The following is a 19,972-nucleotide window of genomic DNA, read 5'->3' as shown; positions in this document are numbered from 1 at the left end:
AATTACTGAATTTAAATAAAATTTTTACAATAGTTAAGATATAAAAAACTAATATTAAATAATTAAAAATAGGATTTTAATAATCCTTTAATGTCTTAAAAAATCCAAGCTTTATATCTTATAATTGTTTTTATGCTCTTATGAACTCATAGCATTATTTTATGCAAATTAAAATAATATTAATTCCTTAAAGCATAATCTTTATAAGAAAATTCTCTTATCATTTGAAGCTCATTTTTAGTATTTAAAAGCATTAAATTAGGAAGTTTTACCCCATTAAAAGTCGTGTTTTTGACAATGGTATAATGAATTTGATCTAAAAAAACGATTTTATCTCCGATTTGAAGTTTTTTACTAAAGGCATATTCTCCCATCACATCTCCTGCTAAACAAGTGTTTCCTGTAAGCAAATAAGCAAATTCATTGTCTTTTAATTCTGAAATTTTTTCATTGTCTCTTGTGGTTAAATTCCTTGCATTTAAAACCTCGCTCATATAAGGCATGATAATAGTATCTGGCATATGTGCCTCGCTTGAAGTATCTAAAATAGCAATTTGTTTTTCATTTTCTATGATGTCTATAACACTAGCGACTAAATTTCCTGTTTGCCATCCTACTGCTTCACCAGGTTCAAGATAAACCTGCACCCCATATTTATCACTAAAATTTTGACATAAAGCTATAAGTTTTTCTACATCATAGCCTTTTTTTGTAATATGGTGCCCTCCGCCAAAATTCACCCATTGCATTTGCTTAATCCATTTACCAAATTTTAATTCAAAAACTTTTAAAACCTGTTCTAAAGACTGTGCACTCTCTTCACAAAGGGCATGAAAATGAAGTCCTTTTACACAACTTAAATCTGCATTTTCTAAATCCTTAGCACGAATTCCTAATCTTGAATATTTCCCACAAGGATTATAAAGCTCTTTTGGAGCGATAGAAAATTCAAGATTACAACGAAGCCCTATGGAATTCTCTTGGGTTTTGTCTTTAAATTTATAAAATTGATTTAAAGAATTAAACACAATATGATGGGATAAATTTGCTATTTGTTCTATCTCATCTTCTTTAAAAGCAGGAGAATAAGTATGAATTTCTTTATCCATGTATTCTTTAGCGAATTTTGCTTCCCAAAGCCCACTACAAGTTGAACCCTCTAAATATTGTGCTACAATTTTCATCGCTCCTGAAAAAGCAAAACCCTTTAAAGCTAAAAGCACTTTTGCACCGCTTTTTTCACCTACTTTGGCCAAAATTTCACAATTTTTTCTTAATTTATCCTCTTCTAAGATATAAACCGGTGTTTGAACATTTTGATAAAACATTATTTTTCCTTAATTTAATTCTTAAAATCATAACAAAATTAAAGTCAATTTTCAAAGCAAATATTTACTAAAATTAAATAAGTAATAACTATAATATTAAAAAATCAATATTAAAAAGGAGAATAATAAAATATAATGAATAGAAGAAATTTTTTAAAATTAAATGCACTAAGTTTAGCTAGTATAGGTATAGCTTATGCAAATCCTATGCATCATCACGGACACGACACTCACAATAATACTGACATAGATACATCTTTTATAGAATTTGCTCCAAAAAATCTAAAACTTTTAGATCCACAAGCTTTTCCTAAAAATCAAATTTTAAAGCCCTTACCTTTACTTAAAAACGAAAGCAATGAAAAAAATATTTTTCGTGCAACATTAGAAATTAAAGAAAGCTATATAGAACTCATTAAAGGCAAAAAAACAAAATTTTATACCTACAATGGCTTAATACCTGGTCCAAAAATAGAAGTTTTTGAAGGGGATAAACTTGAAATTTTAGTTAAAAACAAACTCAAAGAACCCACAACTATACATTGGCATGGTGTGCTCGTACCCGCTGATCAAGATGGCAGCCCTCATGATCCTATCTTAGCAGGCGAAGAAAAAACATATCGCTTTAAAATCCCGCAAAATAGTGCTGGAACTTATTGGTACCATCCACATCCTCATTTTATCACTTCCAAGCAAGTTTTCATGGGTTTAGCAGGAACTTTTGTCATCAAAGCTAAAGAAGATGCTTTAAGCCATCTTAAAGAAAAAGATCTAATGATAAGCGATTTACGTCTTGATCAAAACGCCCAAATTCCTAATAATACTTTAAATGATTGGCTCAATGGCAGAGAAGGTGAATTCGTACTCATTAATGGACAATATCAACCTCAAATAGAACTTGCTACAAACCAACGCATACGCATTTATAATGCAACTGCGGCTAGATATTTGAATTTACGCATAAAAGGCGCACAATTTATACTTGTTGGTACAGATGGAGGGCTTATAGAAAAACCAATTTTTAAAGAAGAAATTTTTTTAAATCCTGCTTCACGTGTCGAACTTCTAATCCATGCTCCAAAAGGCGGAAAATTTAAACTTCAAAGTACTTATTATGATAGAGATAAAATGCTTGTAAAAGAAGATCCAAACACACTCTTTTTAGCCGATATTAACCTTAAAAAAGAAGAATTAAAACTTCCAAATAAATTAAGAACTTTCAAGCCTTTAGAAGAACCTAATGATTTTAAAGAAATCATTATGAGTGAAGATCACGCACAAATGCACGGCATAATGAATAAAAATGAAAAAGAATTAAAAAACGCCCTTGCCTCTATGTTTTTAATCAATGGTAAAACTTATGATTTACAACGCATTGATTTACACTCTAAAGTAGGAGTTATTGAAGATTGGATAGTGATTAATAAATCACATATGGATCATCCTTTCCATATACATGGTACGCATTTTGAACTGATTTCTTCAAAATTTAAAGGCGAAGTTAAAAAGGCTGAATTTAGAGCCTTAAGAGACACTATTAACGTACGTCCTAATGAAGAATTAAGACTTAGAATGAAACAAGATTTTCCAGGCCTTAGAATGTATCATTGTCATATTTTAGAACATGAGAATTTAGGCATGATGGGGAATTTAGAAGTCAAGGAATAAAATGGTAAAGGTTGAGTTTTTAGGTCCTATAAATAAAGACAATTTAGAACTTGATATAAATAATTTAAAAGAATTAAAAGAAATTTTATCAAAAGATCCAAGCTTAAAAGAGTGGCTAGAACTTTGTGCTGTAGCTTTAAATGATGAAATTATTTTTGATGAAAATACCCTTTTAAAAGACGGTGATAAAATTGCTCTTTTACCACCAGTTTGTGGAGGTTAAAATGTCTTATTTTAAACTTTATCAAGGGGCTTTAGAAATTCCTAAAATTTACGCACAATGGTATGAATTGGCTAAAAATAAAAATTGCGGTGCTTTAGTGAGTTTTTGTGGCATAGTACGCGAAGAAAATGGGGTTGAAGCACTTAGCTTTGACATTTATGAATCGCTTTTAAAAAAATGGTTTGAAGAATGGCAAGAAAGGGTAAAATCAGATGAGATTACCTTGCTTTTTGCACATTCTATAGGGGATGTAAGCGTGCATGAAAGTTCCTATCTAGCAGGAGTTATAAGCAAGCAAAGAAAATTAGGACTTAAATTGATTAATAAATTTGTCCAAGATTTTAAAATCAACGCCCCTATTTGGAAATATGATATCATCCATCAAAAAAGAATTTATGCTAAAGAAAGATCAAGTAAACTTTGCGGTGCAGGAATTTTAAAAGGATAAAAAATGCTAATGTCTTATGAACAAAGTTTAAAAATCTTACATTCTCATATAAATACCTATGAGAAGATTGAAAAAATAGCCATTACACAATGCCTAGGACGTATTTTAGCTGTTGATATAAAAGCACCTAAAAACCAACCTGAATTTCTTACTTCAGCTATGGATGGCTATGCAATCCAATTTCAAGATCAAGACAAAGCCTTAGAAATCTTAGGCTTAACCCCTGCAGGAACCATGCCTGAATTTAAAGTAAAAGCTGGCACTTGTGTGAAAACTTTTACAGGATCTTTAATGAGTCAAGGAAGCGATACTTTAGTACCTATAGAAAATGTGCAAGTGAAAAACAACACCCTTTTTATCAAAAAAAAGGTTGCTAAAGGTTTTGCTGTACGCCAAGTAGGAGAAAATTATAAAAAAGATGAGATTTTACTTCAAAAAGGCACTAAGCTAAGTTATAGTGAAATAGCACTTTTAGCCGAACTTGGATTTTTCCATATTAGCGTTTTTGTTAAACCTATTATAGGTGTTTTAAGCAGTGGCAGTGAAATCAAAGATCTAGGAGAATGTCTAGATCACCCTGCACAAATACACTCTTCAAATCACATTGCCATAGCAAGTTTGGCTAAAATGTTATCTTCTCAAGCAAGAATTTTTCCACTCTTAAAAGATGATAAAAAAGCTAGCTTATCTATGATTGAAAATGCTTTATGTAGTTGTGATATTTTAATTACAACAGGAGGGGTTTCTATGGGAGATTTTGACTTTTTAAAACAAGCTATCAAAGAATACACCCTTATCATTGATAAAGTCGATATAAAACCGGGACGCCATATTAAAATAGCCAAGTCAAATGAAAAATTCATTATCGCCTTACCCGGTTTTCCTTACTCAGCTATGGTGATGTTTAACCTTTATGCAAGAGAAATTTTAAATTCTTGGCTTTTGCAGTCAAAAGACTATATTTGCAAGGCCTTTTTGCAAGGTACTTATCAGAAAAAAACGCCGCATTTAGAATTTGTAACTTGTAATATAAAATTTAAAAATGGACGTATTTTAGCCAATTTAGAAGGCAAAAAAGAAGGATCAAGTGCGATCATTAACAATCTTAATAACAAAGCTGCACTCATGATGGTCCCAAAAGAATGCGAAATCTTAGAAAATGAAAGTTTAATAGATATTATTTTTATGCCTTAAAAACGCTTTTACTTCATATTTGATATTTAGAAAAAGCGTTTAAAAACAAAATTCTTAAAACTAAAATACACCCAAAATAATCATTCTAAAACAATGCCTTCATTAAGAACAATTTCACCTATTATAAAAGCATCGCTTAATTCTAAAACCTTGCTTACATCATTAGGATCAACAGCCATCACTAAACCCACGCCCATATTAAAACTTCTATACATTTCACTCTCTTGTACAGCCTGTGCTATGGTATAAAAAATTTCAGGAGTTTTAAGATGATGCTTGCGTATAATTGCTCCCATACCATAAGGCAAAACGCGTGCTAAATTTTCAGCCAAACCTCCCCCTGTAATGTGTGCTAAAGCATGAATATAAGGTTTTAAAACAAGAAAATCATGCACATAAATTCTTGTGGGTTCTAATAAAATATCGATTAAGTTTTTTCCTTCTATTTTATCCTCAAATTTCATTTTTAAAATTTCAAAAAGCACCTTCCTAGCTAAAGAATAGCCATTAGAATGCAGTCCTGAACTTCCAAGTGCTAGTAAAATATCACCATTTTTTACCCTTTTAGTCCTATCAATTTCATCTTCTTCAGCCATACCCACTGCAAAGCCTCCTAGATCAAAATCACTTTTTGCGTACATTCCAGGCATTTCAGCAGTTTCTCCCCCGATTAAAGCACAATTTGCTAACTTACACCCCTTAACAATACCTGTTATAACAGCTTTAGCCACTTCTATATCAAGTTTAGCTGTGGCATAATAATCTAAAAAAAACAAAGGTGTAGCGAAATTACAAATCAAATCATTTACACACATAGCCACTAAATCTTGTCCTATAGTATCATACTTTTTTGCATCAATAGCCAAGCGCAGCTTAGTTCCAACCCCATCTGTAGCTCCTAAAATCACAGGCTTTTTAAAACCTTGTGGCATTTTAAAAGCACCTGCAAAAGATCCTATACCGCCTAAAACATGATCATTAAAAGTTTCTTTAACTAAAGGTTTTATTGCCTCAACAAAAGCATTGCCATTATCTATGCTTACACCAGCATCTTCATATGAAATTTTCATTTATTTTCCTTTAAGAACTAAAAAGGTATTTTAACGAAAAAAATTTTAATAAGGCATAAGATGAAAAACGCTTTTTTTGTAACCGCCTCAATAGCATGTGGCAAAAGCAGCTTTATAAAAATAGCAAATTCTCTCGACTTTGAAAGCATTAGTGCTGATGAAATCTCTCATGAAGTCTTAAACGCCCACACTCTTGAATTAAGCCAAATTTTCTCTGCATTTTGTCCAAAAAACTCATTAATACAAGATCAAAAAATCAATAAAAAAGCCCTTGGTAGGCTTATCTTCAACAATAAAGAAGCCAAAAAAATCTTAGAAAATTTCATCCATCCTAAAATCCGATCCAAAATCTTAGGAAAAATGGAGCTTTTAGATCAAAAAAACAAAGCTTTTTTCGTAGAACTTCCACTATTTTTTGAAAGCGGAGCTTATGATAATTTAGGAAAAGTTATCTTAATTTATGCCCCTAAAGAATTAAGTCTAAAAAGAATCATGCAAAGAGATCATTTAAGCTTTAAAGAGGCAAAAGCAAGACTTGATTCTCAAATAGATATTGAAGAAAAACTTAAAAAAGCAGATTTTATTATCAAAAATACAGGATCTTATGCTGATTTTAGGCAAGAATGTGTTAAAGTAATAAAAAATATTGCTAAAGGAATAAAGTGAAATTTTACAAATACTGTGCTAGTGGAAATGATTTTATTATAATGAATGCCAATGAAAAAAAAGATAGAAGCCTTTTAGCTAAAGAACTTTGCAAACGCCATGAAGGTATAGGTGCTGATGGATTTATAGTGATATTACCTCATGAAAAATATGATTTTCAATGGGAATTTTACAACAATGATGGTTCAAAAGCACCCATGTGTGGTAATGGTTCAAGGGCTGCAGCGCATTTTGCACATCATATTAATAAAATAAAACCTAATATGAGTTTTTTAACAGAAGCAGGTGTTATTAAAGCAAGGGTTTATAATGATAATATTGAATTATCTTTAGGCAAGGTTAAAAGTGTGCAAAATACTTTCAAAGATCTAGGAAAAACTTGGCAGCTTTGTGATACTGGGGTGCCTCATTTGGTTCATTTTTGCGAAAATTTAGATGAATTTGATATCATACTTTGTCAAAAAATGAGGCAAAAATACAATGCTAATGTCAATTTTGCTACAATAATTGATTATAATTTTTTAAAAGTCCGCACCTATGAACGCGGTGTTGAAGATGAAACTTTAGCCTGTGGTACGGGCATAGGGGCTTGTTTTTATCTGGCTTTACAAGATAAAAAAGTACACAATGAAGTTAAAGTCGTGCCAAAAAGCACTCAAGAACTTTATTTTAAATTTGAAAACGAAGAATTATTTTTTAAAGGGAAGGTGAAGTATTGTTTTGAAGCAAATTATAATTTTTCTTAGTTTTTTTTTATTTTCACTACTTGCTAATGATGATTTAAAAGATGGATTTGGGGAGAATTATTACAAGCTTGATATCAATCAAAAAAGGCAAATTTTCTTTATGAAAATGAATGCTATGTTTGATAAAAGTTTTGAAGAAATCAAAAAAGAAAGGGCTTTTATAGAGGCTTTCTTTGAAAATGCCTATAAAACAGGTTTTAGAATCTCAAACCAAACAGAACTTAAAAAACTTATCTTGCTAAAAAATAAATATCGCATTGAAAATCTTTATGATTTTGCAGAATACAAAAAACGCATTCAAAAAATTCCAAAGTCTATGGGCATAGCTCAAGCTTTAGTAGAAAGCGCTACAGGAACAAGCCGTTTTGCCAAAGAAGCCAATAATCTTTTTGGAGAATGGACTTGGGGAGAAAAGGGTTTAATTCCTGATCTAAGACATCCAGATAAAAAACATAAAATTAAAATTTTTGATAGCTTACAAAACAGTGTAGATTCTTATATTCTTAATTTAAATCGCCATTTTGCTTATGAAAAATTCCGCGATGCAAGGGCTGAGTATGAAAATAAAGGCAAAGAAATTACAGGCTTAGAAGCTATTAAAACTTTAGATTCTTATTCAGAACTCAAAGAACACTACATAAGTCTTATTATTAAAATCATCAAACGCTATAAACTAGAACAATATGATGTTTATAATACTCAAAATCCAAGCGAAAATTTATCAAAAGGTATAACTTCAAATTTCACTCCTTGTTCAAAAAAGCTATCTTCATTTGAAAGAGTGATGAAAATCACATGAAAAATTCCAAGTTCTAAAGCCTTAAAAAGGATTTTCTTAGCCCTCAATTTAATCAAATCTATATCCAGAGTCGGAGTTGAAATATAAGCGATTTTAGATATTTTAGTATAAAAATTAAAATATTTATTATAAAACAATTCTTGCTTGAATTTAAAAAGCTCGCTTAAAACTAAATTCTCAAACAAATAAACAAAATTCTTAGAAATACAAAGATTATTCCTTAGACCAAAATCTCTAAAATAAATCTTTTGAAGTTTTTTCTCATCGTGTTTTAAAGTATAAATGATATAAGTATTTTCTAATTCTTTTATAGCACAATAAACACTGTCTTTTGAAGTTTTTAATCTTTTTTTAAGTTCTTTAAACATTTTAGAAATACTAATTTGCTGACCTAAATTTAAAGCTAAATATTTTAAAATTTCTAGCTCAAGTATGGTAAAATTTTGCCTTAAAAGGGCATTTTTTTCTCCTAATTGACTGCGACCACTTTGTAAAAAAAGCCCGACTAAATGATTTATAGGTAAGTTTTTTCTATTAATGCTAATAAATTCTTCAAAATCAAAATAATCAAGCTCAAGCTCGTCAAAGCCCTCTACAGTTAAATCTTTTTTATTAGTACTTAAAAGTATAGGAATGCTGATATTTTTTAAATCAGGAATAAAATCAAGATTATAAAGACAAAGGATTTTAATTTGAAGATTTTCTTTTAAAAAATCTGAAAGATGATTTAAACTTTGCTTTTCAAAACGAGTATCATATAAATTTAAAAATAAAATTTCACTCGCCTTAAATTGGGATAAATAATTAAAAATTAAAGTTTTTTTACCACAAAATTTAGGCCCTTTTAAAAGGATATTAGGATTTGAAATTTTAATCTTTCTTTCATAAGTGATTTCAAACTTAGGGTGGTTTTCATAAAAAAAATTTAATATTTTCAAATTTTATCTTTTTAAAAAGAATATTTATGATTTTAATAATTATAAAATTAGGGGTAAAACCCCTAAAATTACATTTTACAAGTATCTTCTAAAGTGGCTTCTATCATCCAAAGATTTTTTTCATATTTTGCAATATTTTCTTGTGCAAAAGCTGCTGTTGTAGTATCATTTTCTTTTTCAGCTGCAGCATTAAGCTTTTTAAATTCTGCCAAAAGATACTCATAATCTTGTTTGATAAACTCTATCACCTCAAGCGGAGTAAAATAGTCTTTTTGCACTTGGGGAGCTTTTGCATTTTCTATTAAAACTTTTGGGCAAACAATAGCTTTTTCTCTAAGTTGCAAAACTCTTTCAGCACAACTATCAAAAAGATCTGCCATTTCTTCATAAGCTTTTTCTGTATACTCATGTATAGAAAAAAACTGTAAGCCTTTAACATTCCAATGATAATTATGAAATTTCACCCATAATTGATGAGCATCGGCTTGCATTTGCAATAATTGTTTTATAACTGACATATTATAACTCCTTCATATTGGTTTTTAAAATTATAACATAAAATTATTAAATAATAATTTTTATTAATTAAAAACCTAATTTTTAATTTAATTTATTATACTCTTTTTTAATAAATTTTTATCAAGAATTTAATATATTTTTTAAAATTAATTTCCCCACTTCCACTCCTGGCTGATCATAAGCATTAATTCCAAGCATCATCGCACAAGTAGAAGTAAAAAGCTCATAATAATACATCAAATATCCTGCATGCCATGCATCAAGTTTTTCAAGTTCTATTAAATCAACACTTAAATTTTCAGCAATTAAAGCATGCATAGTTGCATCACATTGTGCATTTAAAAGTTCATGAAGATTTATTTTATTGCTAAAAGAATCTAAAAATTTAAAATGGATATCAGGAATAATAGGGGCTTTTTGACTGTCTTTGATCTTTAAAAAAGTCACAGTTTTGTTTTTAGGACCATCCATGATAAGTTGTAAAAAACTATGCTGATCTCTTGCACCGATTAAAGCAATAGGGGTTAAACCTATACGCTTATAGCCTTGTTTTTTACCCAAACTTTCAGCAATAAGCTGGATATACCATTCATTAAAGCCTTTAAAAGCATCGCTATAAGAAAAAAGTATATTCATATTTGCATTTTTATGAGTGCAATAATGATAAGCTTTTTGCAAGATTTCATCTTTTTTATGGATAAAAAAGTCTTCAAAACAAGCTTTAGCACCTTCTAAAAGAGCTTTGACATTATAGCCACAAAAACAAAGCGGCACTACGCCAACAGCTGAAAGTATACTAAAACGTCCCCCTACATTTGCAGGGATAAAAAAACATTTAATACCTAAATCTTGACCTTCTTGATGCAATTTAGAATCTTTATCCGTGATAAAAACAAAATACTTTTTAAGTTCTTGCATACTGAGTTTAAAATGATCAATAAAAAGCTTAAAAAGCGATATCACTTCTATGGTATTGCCTGTTTTACTAATGATTAAAAACAAGCTTTCTTTGAGTGTGATTTCTTGTAAAACCGTGTTAAAAGAATGCGTGCTTGTATTATCAAGTATAAAAAGTTTTCTTTGATTGCTTTTTTCATTAAAAAGCATACCATGCAAAGCTTTAACACCACAACTTGACCCTCCCATACCCACTAAAACAATATTTTTTATATGATCTTTATTAAGAATAAAACTCAAACTTTCATCAATCAGTCCTAAACTCGTATCAATAAGATGATAATATCCTATATCTCCACTTTTTACCTCATCATTAATACGGTTTGCATAAGAACTTATAGTATAAAGTGTGCTTTTTTTGAAAAAAAGGGTGTTATTTAACATTTATTTTTCTCATAAAAATAATTTGTAGCTTGTACAAAGCCCTCCACACTTCCACAATCAAAGCGTTTACCTTGAAATTTATAGGCTAAAACCATGCCATTGGTTGCTTGGGTTAAAAGAGCATCTGTGAGTTGGATTTCTCCGTTTTTACCTGCCTTAGTATTTTCTAAAATTCCAAAAATATCAGGGGCTAAAATATACCTTCCTATAATGACTAAATTGCTTGGTGCTTCTTGGGGATTGGGTTTTTCTATCATAGAATTAACCATAATAAGATTATCTTCTACTAAATTTCCTGAAACCACTCCATAGCTTGAAACCTGGTCTTTAGGTACTTCCATTACAGCTATAATAGTACAACGGTATTTTTCATAAATTTTAACCATTTGTGCCATTACATTTAAACCCTCTTCATTAACACACAAATCATCAGCTAAAATCACCCCAAAGGCCTCATCACCTACTAAAGGTCTGCCCTTTAAAACCGCATCACCTAAACCTTTCATTTGATTTTGTCTTGTAAAAGTAAAAGTACAACGATCAATTAAAGATCGGATTTCATCAAGCAAGTATTCTTTTTTAGTGCCTGAAATTTGATGCTCAAGCTCATAAGAAATATCAAAATAATCCTCCAAAGCTCTTTTTCCACGCCCTGTTACAAAGCCCATGTTTTCCATCCCTGCTTCTAAAGCCTCATCCACGCCATAATGGATTAAAGGTTTGGTTAAAATAGGCAACATTTCTTTAGGTAAAGTCTTTGTCGCGGGCAAAAATCTCGTCCCATAACCTGCCGCAGGGAAAATACAAGTTTGAAGCATAAAAATTTCCTTAATAGTTTTTTAATATTATAACTTATTTTTTGAATTTTTATGCAACAAGGCAAAGTTATTTGCCTTGTCAATCAAGCTCAGCTTTAGCTAATTTTACAATAGTTTCTACCACTGTAGAATCCTCAAGAGTGGAGATATCTTGCTTGATTTCTTCGCCTCTTGCTATAGTTCTTAAAATTCTTCTCATTATTTTACCGCTTCTAGTTTTTGGCAAATTAGGGGTATAAAGAATTTTTTCAATCTTAACTATCATTCCAATCTCTGTTTTTAAAATATCATTTAATTCTTTTAAAGTTTCTATAGCCATACCCAAATCACAACTTGAAGTAGGATTTAAAACTACAAAGGCAAACAAAGACTCGCCTTTAATCGCATCTAAAAACACTCACTATAGCTGATTCTGCCACGCTAGGATGTTTAGCTATAGCACTTTCTATTTCAGCTGTTCCTATACGATGACCTGCAATATTAACCACATCATCTGTCCTTCCTGTGATAGTAATATAACCATATTTTATCATAAAAGGCTCCATCGCCGCTAAAATATACAGGCTTACCTTCTTTTTTAACTTGAGAAAAATAGCTTTGTATATAGCGTTCTTCACTGCCTCAAATTCCGCGAATCATAGAAGGCCAAGGCTTAGTAATACATAATAAACCTTCTTCTCCTTCATTTTTCAAATTCCCTTCTTCATCAACAATTTCTACAAAAATTCCTGGTAAAGGTAAAGTAGCACAACCTGGCTTTAAAGGTGTAGCTCCTGGCAAAGGAGTGATCATATGCCCTCCTGTTTCAGTTTGCCACCAAGTATCAACTATAGGACTTTTTATTCCCCCTATCTTATCATAAAACCACTGCCAAGCACTTGGATTTATAGGTTCTCCAACAGTACCTAAAATTTCTAAAGTGCTAAGATCATATTTATTTGGCTCTTCAGGGACATCTGCATGAAGCATTCTTATAGCAGTTGGAGAAGTGTAAAATTTACTCACTTGATACTCTTCTATCATCCTCCACCAACGCCCCCAATTAGGATAATTAGGCGTACCTTCATACATAATAGTAGCTGCCCCGCATGCTAAAGGACCATAAATAACATAAGTATGACCTGTAATCCAACCCACATCCGCACTACACCAATAATTATCATGATCTTTTATATCAAACACCCATTCCATAGTCATCTGTGCCCAAAGTATGTAGCCTGCACTTGCATGCATTACTCCTTTTGGTTTTCCTGTTGAACCTGAGGTATAAAGCAAAAACAACAAATCTTCACTGTTCATAATTTCAGGTTCATACTTATAAAACTCCTCTTTTACAAGTTCTTATAGACATAATCTCTTCCTTTAACATATTCTATAGGCTCATTATTACGTATAACTATAAGTACTTTTAACACTTTCACAACCCTCACTTAAAGCCTTATCTACTGCGGGTTTTAACATATAAGCCTTACCACGACGAAAAGCCCCATCAGCAGTGACAACAAGCTTGGCTTTTGCATCCTCTATTCTCTCTCTTAAAGCTTCAGGAGAAAAACCTCCAAATACCACACTATGGATAGCACCCATTCTTGCACATGCTAACATTACAATAGCAGTTTGAGGAATCATAGGCATATAAATTATAATCCTATCGCCCTTTTTTACTCCTAATTTTTTAAGTAAATTAGCAGTTTTACAAGTTTCATGTAATAATTTTCTATAAGTATAAACTTCATAATCTCCCCTTTCTCCTTCAAAAATCAAAGCAGCTTTATTGCGTTTTGTTTTTATATGGCGATCAAGACATTGATAACTTACGTTTAAAGTCCCACCTTCAAACCACTTATAAAAAGGTGCTTGATCTTCATTTAAAACCCTAGAAAAAGGCGAAAACCAATCAATCTTTTCAAGAGCTTGCTTTTTCCAAAAACCTTCAAAATCCTCTCTTGCTTCATCGCATAAATCATAGTATTCGCATAAATTTTTTATGCGAGCATTGCCAGAAAATTCTTTATTGGGTTTAAAAAGTCCTTGAGTATTTTGATAATGCATAAACACTCCTTAATTAATTATTTTTAAACATTATATAGAACTTTATTTGCATTCAACACAACTTAAAAAAATAATTAAAATAAATTTTAGAAATAATGGGAATATTTGTAATGTTTTATAAAAATATTATGATATATGCTACTTTAAGAAACATATTGCATCTTCATAAAAATAAAGATTAAGCTCTTTATATAATCTTAAGTCTGATTTCAAAAATTCTTGTTTTTCTAATGCAAATTCTAAAATTTTATCCGCACAATCCACCCTAACAAACACATCCTCTTTTCGGCTTCTAAGGGCTATAATATAGCATTTATATAAAACGAATTTCGCATTGTTTTTTAAAGAATGATTAGGATTGAAAAAATAAATTTTATAAGGATTAATAGCGATCTTATTAGGAGGATTTTGCACAAAGGCTTTGTATTTTTGACATTGACTAAAATCTATAAAATTACTAAATTTCACACCTTTATTTTCTAAATCAAAAACATTAGTATTTTCAAATTCTAAAATTTCCCCGCTATGTAAATACAATTTCTTTTGGGCTAAAGCATCTAAAAAATGCTTATCATGACTAGCTATTAAAAATCCTGTATTAAACCTTTCATGCATTTTAACAATAGCATTTTTAAATAAAATTGCCGTATTTTTATCCAAAAAAGCACTAGGTTCATCTAATAAATAATATTTTGCACGTGTGCTTAAAGCCATGGCAAAAGCAAGCTTTTGACTTTGTCCTGAGGAAAGTTCATTAAAAGATTTATCTAAAATACTTTCATCTAATTTTAAGCATGCAAGACTTTCTTTTATACGGTTTTGGATATTATCTTTAATGCCATAAGTTTTTAAAGTAAATAAAAAATTTGATCTCACACTGCGATTTAATAAAACAGGCTCTGGAAAAAGCAAATAAATTGCACGTTTTTGTTTATTTGTAAGTTTATAATTTCCAAAATAAGAAATATTTTTGGAAAAATCCCCCTCTAAAAATTTTAATATCCTTAAAAAAGTAGATTTTCCACTCCCATTAGCACCCATTAAAATAGTGATTTTACTTGTATCAAGCTCTAAATGCTTGATTTTTAAAATCTCTTTATTTTGATATTTAAAACAAAGATTGTTAATTTCTATCATTCATGTTCTTTTGAGTTTATGCGTAATAAAATTAAGGCAAAAAGCAATGAAAACTAAAACCAAAGCCAAGGCTATACCACTAGCAAATTCACCCTTGTTAGTTTCTAAAGAAATAGCTGTAGTTATGGTTCTTGTATCGTATTTAATATTCCCTCCTACTATCATAGCCACTCCAACTTCTGCAATAATACGCCCATAAGCAAGTGCGACAATACTGATTAAAGCAAAACGCAATTCATAAACCATAGTCAAAATAAGCTTTAAAAAATTCAAATGAAAGGATTTTATCAACAAAAAATGATTTTTATTCATATTTTCTATCAAATTAGAAAAAAGTGCTATGACTATAGGAAGTGCTAAAATAAATTGCCCTAAAATCAAAGCTTTTATAGTAAAAAGCAAAGCCCATTCGCCAAAAGGCCCTCGGGCTGAAATGAAAGCATAAATTACTAGCCCAACAGCAACCGTTGGAAAAGAAAGGCTTGTATCTACAATAAGCTTTATAAAAGCCTTGAGTTTAAAATCAAAAAAACCTAAAGCAAAGCCTAAAGGAAAACCTACAAATAAAGCCAAAATAATAGAAATACTCGAACTTAAAAGAGTGGTTTTTATAGCTGAAATCACACTTTCATCGGCATTAAAAAGCAAAAATAAAGCCTGCTTAAAACCTTCTAAAATATAGTCCAAAGATTATCCTCTTACAGAAAATAAGTAATTTTAGCATAATTATGCTAAAATATTTTCATATCAATTTTCTAAAGGAGAAAAAATGAGAAAAATCATTCCTCTAACCCTTGCTTTAGCTTTAAGCTTAGGTGCAGCAGAACTTAGAATGGCAACTACAACAAGCACCGATAATACAGGACTTTTAGATGCCTTAAAACTCCTTTATGAAAAAGAAAGCGGCAATACTTTAAAATGGATTGCAGTAGGTACGGGTGCGGCTTTAAAAATGGGCGAAGATTGCAATGCTGATGTGATTTTTGTCCATTCTCCAAAAATAGAAAAAGAATTTATAAATAAAAAATTCGGTGTGGATAGAACTCCAATAATGTACAATGATTTTATTCTTATTGCGGATAAATCTTTAGCTCCTTTATTTGAAGGTAAAAATTTAAAACAAAGCCTAGAGCTTATCAAAAGCAAAAAACTTACCTTTATTTCAAGAGGCGATAAATCAGGCACTGATAACAAAGAAAAAAGCCTTTGGAAAAATTTAGGCACCGTCCCTGAAAAAGAGAGTTGGTACCAACAAAGCGGACAAGGCATGCTAGCAAGCATTAAAATCGCTGAAGAAAAAAAAGGTGTAATTTTAACTGATCGTGGCACTTATATCAAATACGAAGCCAATGAAAAAGCAAAGCCTAGTTTAGTCATCGTAAGCGAGGGTGATGAGAGTCTTAAAAACTTCTATTCTATAATTGCTACAAATCCTAAACATTGTAAAAACGTAAACTACACAGAAGCTAGCAAATTCATTAAATGGCTTACAAGCGATGAAACTTTAAATTTCATAGCAAATTTTAAACTTCTTAATCAGCCCTTATTTATAGTCGATGCTAAAACAAGAAAAGATTAAAAGCAGGATAAATCCTGCTTAAAAAATAATTTATTTCATCTTAAAATTTCAAAATCAAATTTGAGGAAAGATATTTTTCAAATGCAAAGTATAATTATTTAAATAATAAGGCACTTGAGGGTTTTTAACCACATCATTACACATAAAGGTTGGCAAAGGCTTCATCCCTACAAACTCATGTGCTTTATGCAAATGCCAACAAACCCCATCCACTCCCTTGCCTTCAAAAAATTCATCTTTATCATTAAAAGCATCAATAGGTGCATTCCAAGTAAGGCTTAGCATATATTTTTTACCATGATTTAACCCACCTTTACCATAATTTTTACTAGGATTTTCATGATTCCTGCCATCATTTGCAAAAAGCACTCCAACACCCAAACCAAACACTTCATCAATATACTTTTTAACTATCCAAGGCTCACCCATCCACCAAGCTGGCATTTGATAGATCACAACATCAGCTTTGATGATTTTATCTATCTCTTCTTTAGGATTATATCCTTGATCAATATGGGTTTGAGTTGTTTCATATCCTAAATTTTTTAAAACATCTAAAGCATGATTATGCAAAGTTAAATTAAGCCTTCCTTTTGAACTTCCAAATTCTTTCGCACCATTAAGTAAAAGTATGTTTTTCATCAATTCATCCTTATTTAAAATAAAATATATTTTTATAAACTATCATTTTAAAAACCCTAAATTAAGCTTTCAATTTTATAAAAACAGGCAAATTTTCAAACACCGCTAAAACTTAAAATCAGCAATGTTATCTCACTCCTTTGTCATATCAATAACATAACGAAATTTTGCCTTACCTGAGGTAAGATTTTTATAAGCTTTATCGATTTCTTGTGGGGTGATTAACTCAATTTCTGGATAAATTTGATGTCTAAGAGAAAAATCAAGCATCTCTTGAGTTTGAGCGATTCCACCAATTAAAGAACCATAAACTTTTTTGCCTGCTTTATATACTAGGTCTTTTATATTAATATTTACCTCATTTTTTAAAGGTGGAAGTCCCACAATAGCCATTTCTCCCCCAAATTTAAGCAAATCTAAATAAACAATAGGATCATAAAAAGTAGGTATGGTTGAAATAATAAAATCAAAGCTTTGTTTAACTTCACTTTTATCTGTACTTGTATAAAAACAACTCGCCCCCATTGCTAAAGCATCTGCTTTTTTGTTTTCATTCCTAGCAAAAACACTCACTCTTGCACCCATTTTAACAGCATACTTAACCGCCATCATACCAAGCCCACCAAAGCCTGCAACCGCGATATTTGATCCTTGTTTTACCTTAGAGAATTTCAAAGGAGAATAAGTTGTAATGCCTGCACAAAGCAAAGGCGCGACCTTATCCAAAGCTGCATCTTTAGGGACACAAATAGCAAAATTTTCATTTACAACAATATTATTAGAATACCCACCATAAGTGTTTTCATTATCATGAAAAACGTCTTTACTATTATAAGTAAAAACTGTCTTTGAATTCTCACAAAATTGTTCTTGTGAATTTTTACAAGCTTCACACTCTCCACAGGAATTTACCATACAACCAACCCCTGCATAATCACCCACTTTAAACTTGCTTACATTTTTACCTACAGCTAAAACTTCTCCAGCTATTTCATGCCCAGGCACACAAGGATAAGTAGCCTCTCCCCATTCGCTTTTTGCAGTATGGATATCACTATGACAAATGCCTGCATATAAAATTTTAATCAAAACATCATTATCGCCCACAGCATGACGAGTGAATTCAAAAGGAGTGAATTTAGCATCTTTACTCAACATAGCATAGCCCTTACTCGCAATGCGATTATTTTCTAAAACAGTATATTTCATTGCTTTCCTTTCTTGATTTTAAACAATTATAAAATTTCAAAACTAATCATTTTCTATAATTTTCATAATTTATTTATATTCTTAATTTATCAAAATGCGAATTTAAGCTATAAATTCATACTTTTATACTTATTAAATCTTTATAATTTAAATTACTAATTTTTCCCTAAGAAACATTTATCTATAAAAAGCATATTTTACACATAAAAATTTTACTCACTATATAAATAAGACAAAGCTAAATCAATTTATAAATTTTATATAATTTTTTAATTTTTTTTTGATAAAATACCAATTCAAAGTTAGTTTTTAAACTAAAATTTATTCAAAGTTAAGAAAGGAACCCCATGAACAGTATTAAAATGAAGCTTTCTATTATTGCAAATTTAATTGCAATTCTTGCCCTAAGCATTCTAGGTATTGTAAGTTTTTATTTCACAAAATCTTCATTATATGAAGCCACACTCAGGAGTGAGACAGAATTACTCAAAGTCACACAACTTGCTGTAGAAGACCGCCGATCTACAGATTTATCTTTTGTTGCTAACCTAGCAAGAGATATCACTAATCTACCTTACTCTTATGTCAATACCAAACAAGGTATCATCAATAATATCGGACCAATGTTAAAACTGTATCGTCAAAGTGCAAATGTATTAAACGCCTATATAGGCTTAGAAAATGGCGAACTTTTAATCAGTCAGCAAAGTGATGACAATGATACAATATCTAGCATTATAGACAATTTAGATATAAGAAGCAGAGCATGGTATCAAGAAGCTTTAAAATCAAACCAATCTTTTGCCTCTCCAGCTTATATGGATACAATAACTAAAAAATATATCGTTACTTATTCTAAAGCGATTTATAAAGATAATAAATTTATAGGCGTTATAGGTATTGATGTATCATTAGAAGATTTACAAGATTTAATCGCAAAGACGCCAGGAAATACTTTTTTATTTGATAGTAAAAACAGAATTTTTGCTGCAACTAATAAAGAATTATTAAATCCTTCTCTTGATCATTCACCTGTTTTAAACGCATATAAAAAACATGGGGATTATAACTTTTTTTCTTACATGCTTAATGAAGAAGAAAGACTAGGAACTTGTGCTAAAATCTTTTCTTATACAGCTTGTATTACTGAAAGTGCTGATATTATTAACGAACCTATCATGAAAGCGGCTTTTGTCCAAATCATATCAGTGATTATTACAGTGATATTAAGTGTAGTTTTACTTTATTTTATAGTATCGCGTTATCTTTCTCCACTTGGGGCTATCCAACAAGGACTTAACTCCTTCTTCGACTTCATCAACCATAAAACCCAAAATGTCTCTACTATAGAAATCAAAAGCAAAGATGAATTTGGTCAAATCTCAAGTGCTATTAATGAGAATATCTTACAAACTAAAAAAGGTTTAGAACAAGACAATCAAGCTGTTAAAGAATCTGTACAAACAGTATCTATAGTAGAAGGGGGTAATTTAACAGCAAGAATTACAGCCAATCCAAGAAATCCTCAACTCATAGAACTTAAAAATGTTCTTAATAAATTGCTTGATGTTTTACAAGCTAGAGTGGGATCTGAT

At 30.6% G+C, this 19,972-nt stretch carries 18 protein-coding genes and 2 pseudogenes; 9 read left to right on the top strand and 11 right to left on the bottom strand.

Annotation, left to right across the window (positions count from 1 at the left end):
- Positions 1 to 179: 179 nt before the first annotated feature.
- A complete protein-coding gene (gene nspC / locus GRQ01_RS05390) occupies positions 180 to 1,328 on the bottom strand; it encodes a carboxynorspermidine decarboxylase (protein ID WP_158334787.1) in 1,149 nt (382 codons plus the stop codon).
- Positions 1,329 to 1,463: 135 nt separating this feature from the next.
- On the opposite strand from nspC, the gene cueO reads away from it, so the two are divergent.
- From cueO to GRQ01_RS05370, 4 genes are read left to right on the top strand one after another with little or no spacing between them, the layout of a single operon-like run.
- The gene (gene cueO / locus GRQ01_RS05385) at positions 1,464 to 2,996 is read left to right on the top strand and encodes a multicopper oxidase CueO (RefSeq protein WP_158334786.1); all 1,533 of its coding nucleotides are present in this window, start codon (positions 1,464 to 1,466) and stop codon (positions 2,994 to 2,996) included.
- Between the two features lies 1 nt (position 2,997).
- Positions 2,998 to 3,219: a MoaD/ThiS family protein gene (locus GRQ01_RS05380; RefSeq protein WP_158334785.1), complete on the top strand. Its 222-nt coding sequence runs from the start codon at positions 2,998 to 3,000 to the stop codon at positions 3,217 to 3,219.
- 1 nt (position 3,220) lies between these two features.
- Positions 3,221 to 3,667, top strand: a complete 447-nt coding sequence (locus GRQ01_RS05375; protein WP_158334784.1) for a molybdopterin synthase catalytic subunit — start codon at positions 3,221 to 3,223, stop codon at positions 3,665 to 3,667.
- 3 nt (positions 3,668 to 3,670) lie between these two features.
- Entirely contained in the window at positions 3,671 to 4,861 is a 1,191-nt protein-coding gene (locus GRQ01_RS05370; RefSeq protein WP_158334783.1) for a molybdopterin molybdotransferase MoeA, read from the top strand.
- An 80-nt stretch (positions 4,862 to 4,941) separates the two neighbouring features.
- Here GRQ01_RS05370 and purM read toward each other — a convergent pair whose 3' ends face one another.
- On the bottom strand, positions 4,942 to 5,931 hold the full coding sequence (gene purM, locus GRQ01_RS05365) for a phosphoribosylformylglycinamidine cyclo-ligase (protein ID WP_158334782.1): 990 nt from the start codon (positions 5,929 to 5,931) through the stop codon (positions 4,942 to 4,944).
- Between the two features lie 60 nt (positions 5,932 to 5,991).
- Here purM and coaE point away from each other — a divergent pair, with 60 nt between their 5' ends.
- The 3 genes and pseudogenes from coaE to GRQ01_RS05350 all read left to right on the top strand — a co-directional run.
- A complete protein-coding gene (gene coaE / locus GRQ01_RS05360; RefSeq protein WP_158334781.1) occupies positions 5,992 to 6,597 on the top strand; it encodes a dephospho-CoA kinase in 606 nt (201 codons plus the stop codon).
- Positions 6,594 to 7,343 (top strand): diaminopimelate epimerase, encoded by a 750-nt coding sequence (gene dapF / locus GRQ01_RS05355; RefSeq protein ID WP_203121239.1) that lies wholly within the window; start codon positions 6,594 to 6,596, stop codon positions 7,341 to 7,343. Before coaE ends, dapF begins: the two co-directional genes overlap by 4 nt.
- A pseudogene (locus GRQ01_RS05350) lies at positions 7,318 to 8,049 on the top strand (glucosaminidase domain-containing protein); the annotation flags it as partial. The gene dapF and the pseudogene GRQ01_RS05350, both read left to right, overlap by 26 nt.
- Here GRQ01_RS05350 and GRQ01_RS05345 read toward each other — a convergent pair.
- The 7 genes and pseudogenes from GRQ01_RS05345 to tupB all read right to left on the bottom strand — a co-directional run bounded on the left by GRQ01_RS05345 (position 8,043) and on the right by tupB (position 15,634).
- The gene (locus GRQ01_RS05345) at positions 8,043 to 9,080 is read right to left on the bottom strand and encodes an ATP-binding protein (RefSeq protein WP_158334779.1); all 1,038 of its coding nucleotides are present in this window, start codon (positions 9,078 to 9,080) and stop codon (positions 8,043 to 8,045) included. The pseudogene GRQ01_RS05350 and the gene GRQ01_RS05345 overlap by 7 nt on opposite strands.
- 68 nt (positions 9,081 to 9,148) lie before the next feature.
- A complete protein-coding gene (locus GRQ01_RS05340; RefSeq protein WP_158334778.1) occupies positions 9,149 to 9,598 on the bottom strand; it encodes a Dps family protein in 450 nt (149 codons plus the stop codon).
- Positions 9,599 to 9,719: 121 nt separating this feature from the next.
- A complete protein-coding gene (locus GRQ01_RS05335; protein WP_158334777.1) occupies positions 9,720 to 10,940 on the bottom strand; it encodes a glucose-6-phosphate isomerase in 1,221 nt (406 codons plus the stop codon).
- Entirely contained in the window at positions 10,934 to 11,758 is an 825-nt protein-coding gene (gene galU, locus GRQ01_RS05330; RefSeq protein ID WP_158334776.1) for a UTP--glucose-1-phosphate uridylyltransferase GalU, read from the bottom strand. Before galU ends, GRQ01_RS05335 begins: the two co-directional genes overlap by 7 nt.
- Before the next feature lie 79 nt (positions 11,759 to 11,837).
- Positions 11,838 to 13,810, bottom strand: a pseudogene (gene acs / locus GRQ01_RS05325) (acetate--CoA ligase).
- A 138-nt stretch (positions 13,811 to 13,948) separates the two neighbouring features.
- A complete protein-coding gene (tupC, locus tag GRQ01_RS05320; protein WP_158334775.1) occupies positions 13,949 to 14,947 on the bottom strand; it encodes a tungstate ABC transporter ATP-binding protein TupC in 999 nt (332 codons plus the stop codon).
- Positions 14,948 to 15,634: a tungstate ABC transporter permease TupB gene (tupB, locus tag GRQ01_RS05315; protein WP_158334774.1), complete on the bottom strand. Its 687-nt coding sequence runs from the start codon at positions 15,632 to 15,634 to the stop codon at positions 14,948 to 14,950. It abuts the gene before it with no gap.
- Positions 15,635 to 15,716: 82 nt separating this feature from the next.
- Between tupB and tupA the strand changes: the two genes are divergently transcribed.
- On the top strand, positions 15,717 to 16,526 hold the full coding sequence (tupA, locus tag GRQ01_RS05310; RefSeq protein WP_158334773.1) for a tungstate ABC transporter substrate-binding protein TupA: 810 nt from the start codon (positions 15,717 to 15,719) through the stop codon (positions 16,524 to 16,526).
- Between the two features lie 54 nt (positions 16,527 to 16,580).
- On the opposite strand, the gene GRQ01_RS05305 is transcribed toward tupA, so the two are convergent.
- Together GRQ01_RS05305 and GRQ01_RS05300 are read right to left on the bottom strand one after the other, a co-directional pair.
- Complete coding sequence (locus tag GRQ01_RS05305) at positions 16,581 to 17,168, bottom strand: NAD(P)H-dependent oxidoreductase (RefSeq protein WP_158334772.1); 588 nt, start codon at positions 17,166 to 17,168, stop codon at positions 16,581 to 16,583.
- A gap of 132 nt (positions 17,169 to 17,300) precedes the next feature.
- Positions 17,301 to 18,377 carry an NAD(P)-dependent alcohol dehydrogenase gene (locus GRQ01_RS05300; protein ID WP_158334771.1) on the bottom strand — a complete coding sequence of 359 codons (1,077 nt, stop codon included), beginning with the start codon at positions 18,375 to 18,377 and terminating at the stop codon, positions 17,301 to 17,303.
- Positions 18,378 to 18,724: 347 nt separating this feature from the next.
- Between GRQ01_RS05300 and GRQ01_RS05295 the strand changes: the two genes are divergently transcribed.
- Positions 18,725 to 19,972 (top strand): cache domain-containing protein (locus GRQ01_RS05295; RefSeq protein ID WP_193699223.1); only part of this gene is annotated, 1,248 nt, incomplete at its 3' end.

It is taken from the genome of Campylobacter bilis (genome assembly GCF_016806695.1).
Classification (GTDB): domain Bacteria; phylum Campylobacterota; class Campylobacteria; order Campylobacterales; family Campylobacteraceae; genus Campylobacter_D; species Campylobacter_D bilis.
The sequence above is the reverse complement of the archived record's forward strand: the minus strand, read 5'-3'. Positions and strand labels throughout refer to the sequence as shown.